This window comes from Frankia tisae, from assembly GCF_025403405.1.
Classification (GTDB): Bacteria; Actinomycetota; Actinomycetes; order Frankiales; family Frankiaceae; genus Frankia; species Frankia tisai.
Map to the genome: position 1 here is coordinate 1 of NZ_JANEZT010000581.1, position 2,618 is coordinate 2,618.

General features: G+C 69.4%; 5 protein-coding genes. 4 read left to right on the plus strand and 1 reads right to left on the minus strand.

What is annotated here, in order from left to right:
* Positions 1–121: 121 nt before the first annotated feature.
* Positions 122–430 (minus strand): nitrilase-related carbon-nitrogen hydrolase, encoded by a 309-nt coding sequence (locus tag NBZ85_RS30090; RefSeq protein WP_308205241.1) that lies wholly within the window; start codon positions 428–430, stop codon positions 122–124.
* 402 nt (positions 431–832) lie between these two features.
* Here NBZ85_RS30090 and NBZ85_RS34190 point away from each other — a divergent pair, with 402 nt between their 5' ends.
* The 4 genes from NBZ85_RS34190 to NBZ85_RS30110 form a co-directional block, all read left to right on the plus strand.
* On the plus strand, positions 833–1,156 hold the full coding sequence (locus NBZ85_RS34190) for an AAA family ATPase (protein WP_261557989.1): 324 nt from the start codon (positions 833–835) through the stop codon (positions 1,154–1,156).
* Between the two features lie 90 nt (positions 1,157–1,246).
* Positions 1,247–1,528 carry a type II toxin-antitoxin system Phd/YefM family antitoxin gene (locus NBZ85_RS30100; RefSeq protein WP_261557990.1) on the plus strand — a complete coding sequence of 94 codons (282 nt, stop codon included), beginning with the start codon at positions 1,247–1,249 and terminating at the stop codon, positions 1,526–1,528.
* The gene (locus NBZ85_RS30105) at positions 1,525–1,806 is read left to right on the plus strand and encodes a type II toxin-antitoxin system RelE family toxin (protein ID WP_261557991.1); all 282 of its coding nucleotides are present in this window, start codon (positions 1,525–1,527) and stop codon (positions 1,804–1,806) included. Before NBZ85_RS30100 ends, NBZ85_RS30105 begins: the two co-directional genes overlap by 4 nt.
* 572 nt (positions 1,807–2,378) lie before the next feature.
* Positions 2,379–2,618: ATP-binding cassette domain-containing protein (locus tag NBZ85_RS30110; RefSeq protein ID WP_261563317.1), on the plus strand; the 240-nt coding region annotated here is incomplete at its 3' end.

Sequence of the window (2,618 nt, forward strand, 5' to 3'; positions counted from 1 at the left end):
TTCTTCTCGAAGAGGTCGACAGCCCGCATGCGGATGTCCTCTTGGGTTTCCCGCGGAAGAGCCCGTCCATCGATAATCATGTTTCTATGACAGCAGAATCATGCACACTCTTCAAATCGGACTAGTACAGACTGTTGTGCGGCTTGTGATCGCCGGTCAAACGGTGCGTCGAACCGAGCACGACCCACAACCCGAGCTCACCAGCGAGCGCCAGAACCTGCCGCGTAACACGTTCGAGCAACTCCCAGTCGAATCCGTCGTAGCTCGGGAAGTCTGCCCCAGCGTAGCCCGACAGACATGCCTCCGGAAAATGCGCGACGTCCGCCCCTCGCTCCCGCGCGGACAGCATCTGGCGCATGACGTACCGGCCGTTTCGCACAACGTCGGCGTCTACCGGAAATTGGCACGTCGCCACCGTCAGTCTAGACACGGATTCCCGACGAGAGTTCAGTCATTACGGCCTCAGCGTTCCATGCTGGTGGAGCGATCCAAGAGCGACACGGACCATATGGTATCGATCCTCCCGGCCTGGCTCCGTATGGTCGATGGGATTTGGTGGCCGTCGCTGCGACGAAGGGAAGCCCACCCATGTTCGTGGAACGCGTCTACGTGCCTGACGGGCTCGCACCGGGGGCGGAGGGCCGTGGGCGGTGGCCGTTCACCGTGCCGGCCGTCGCAGCGGTGCTCGGCGGGGGCCTGACGCTGACTCGGCCGGTCACGTTCCTGGTGGGCGACAACGGGTCGGGCAAGTCGACGCTGGTGGAGGCGATCGCCGAGGGCTTCGGCCTGGATTCCCACGGGGGCCGGCTACTGGGACGACGACACCCGGACCATGAGCCACGGCGAGGGCTTTCTCGCCATCTTCCGGTCGATGTTCGACGCGCCCGGGTTCTACGTCCTCGACGAGCCCGAGGCCGCCCTGTCGTTCACGGCCACCCTGCACCTGGTCGCCCTGCTGCACGAGCTGGGGACCACCGGCGCGCAGATCGTCTGCGCCACCCACTCCCCGATCCTCGCCGCGACCCCCGGCGCCGACATCATCGAGGTCGGCCCGCACGGCCTGCGCCGGACCACCTGGGACGACCTCGACCTGGTCGCCAACTGGCGCCAGTACCTCACCAGCCCCGAACGCTACCTCCGCCACCTCATCCCCTGACCGCCGTCCGCGGCGCCGCGCCCCTGGACGGGACAGGCCCGACGGTTCCCTCGCTGGACGCCAACCGCGGTTTTGGTCATACTTCTGACCATGACGACGTTGCCGCTGGGTGAGGTCAAAGCTCATCTGTCCGAGTTGGTGAGCCGCGTCCACGACCATCACGAGCGCGTGACCGTCACCGTGCACGGCCGTGCCTCCGCCGTCCTGCTCGCCGTCGAGGATCTCGAGCAGCTGGAGGAAACGCTCGCGATCCTCAGCGACCCGGCCACGCTGCGCCGACTCGCAGACTCTGACGCCGAACTCGCCCGCGGCGAGGCCGTCACCGAGGAGGAGCTGGCCGAGACCATGCGGCGTCGCCTCGGCCCGGCATGAACGATCACGCTGAACCCTATGCGTTAAGGACCACGCCAACGGTCCGCCGCGCGCTCGCCGAGCGCCTGCCCCAAGCAGTCGCCGCGGCGGCGTACGCATTCATCGCAGGCCCGCTCGTGCAGGCGCCCTACCCCGTCGGGAAACGGCTGCTACCGCCGTTGGACGATCAATTCAGCGCCCGCCGCGGCACGTACCGGATCATCTACCGCGTCGACGATGCGGCCAGGACTGTTACCGTCTTGGACATTGACCACCGTCGCGACGTCTACCACCGCTGAGCCTGCCGCTGGCGGGCAGGCGGATCAGCGGAAGCGGGGCAGGACCTCGCGGCGGTAGAAGTGGACGGTCTTGCGGGCATCGGCCTCGTCCTCAGCCCAGCAGACCTTCAGCGAACCCTGCTTGGGCCGGCCGGCGCCGGCCGGCGCCGCCCGCCTGGTCGAACAGGCGCAGCAGGTCGGCGTCCGGAGAACCCCGCAGTACCCCTCGCCGATCCGCGCCGCCAGGCGGACCGCGGCCGGGCCGAACCCGGAGACGTACAGTCGAAGCCGGCCCGCTCGGCGGCCTGGGCCTGCTCGACCAACGCCCGCGCGCCGTGCTCCTCGCTGGACAGCGCATACCCGACGAACGCCATCATCCTCACCTCGACCTTTCTGCGTGTCGACATCTCGGCTCGTCCGCCCCTGGGGGTGCCGCCACCGGAAGCCGCCAAGCATCCGGCCCCGGGCGCGATGCGGCCGCAGCGCGTGCACGGGACCGGCACCGGAACTCGCCGGGCCGGACGTCGCCCGGATCGGGACGCGACGTTGGCAGGATGCGGCAAGTGCACTCCGGATTGGAACCGACTCCGAGCGTGACCAACGTGGCCGGAGTCGCCGCTCGGCGCGCCCCGCCCGGCGCGCTCGCCGACGTCGCGGCGGTCTCCGCGACCGACGTGCGGATCCGGCGCGGGGCCCGCCGGCGCGGACGGGGCGGCCACGAGGTCATCCACGGGATCACGTTCACCGTGCCCCGAGGCAGCGTGACGGGGGTGATCGGGCCGAGCGGCGGGGGCAAGACCACGCTGCTGCGGGCGATCGTCGGGGTGCAGGGC

Excerpts from the sequence above, each read along its gene's own strand:
- NBZ85_RS34190 (WP_261557989.1), top strand. The coding sequence starts at position 833 with ATGAGCCACGGCGAGGGCTTTCTCGCCATCTTCCGGTCGATGTTCGAC.
- NBZ85_RS30100 (WP_261557990.1), top strand. The coding sequence starts at position 1,247 with ATGACGACGTTGCCGCTGGGTGAGGTCAAAGCTCATCTGTCCGAGTTG.
- NBZ85_RS30105 (WP_261557991.1), top strand. The coding sequence starts at position 1,525 with ATGAACGATCACGCTGAACCCTATGCGTTAAGGACCACGCCAACGGTC.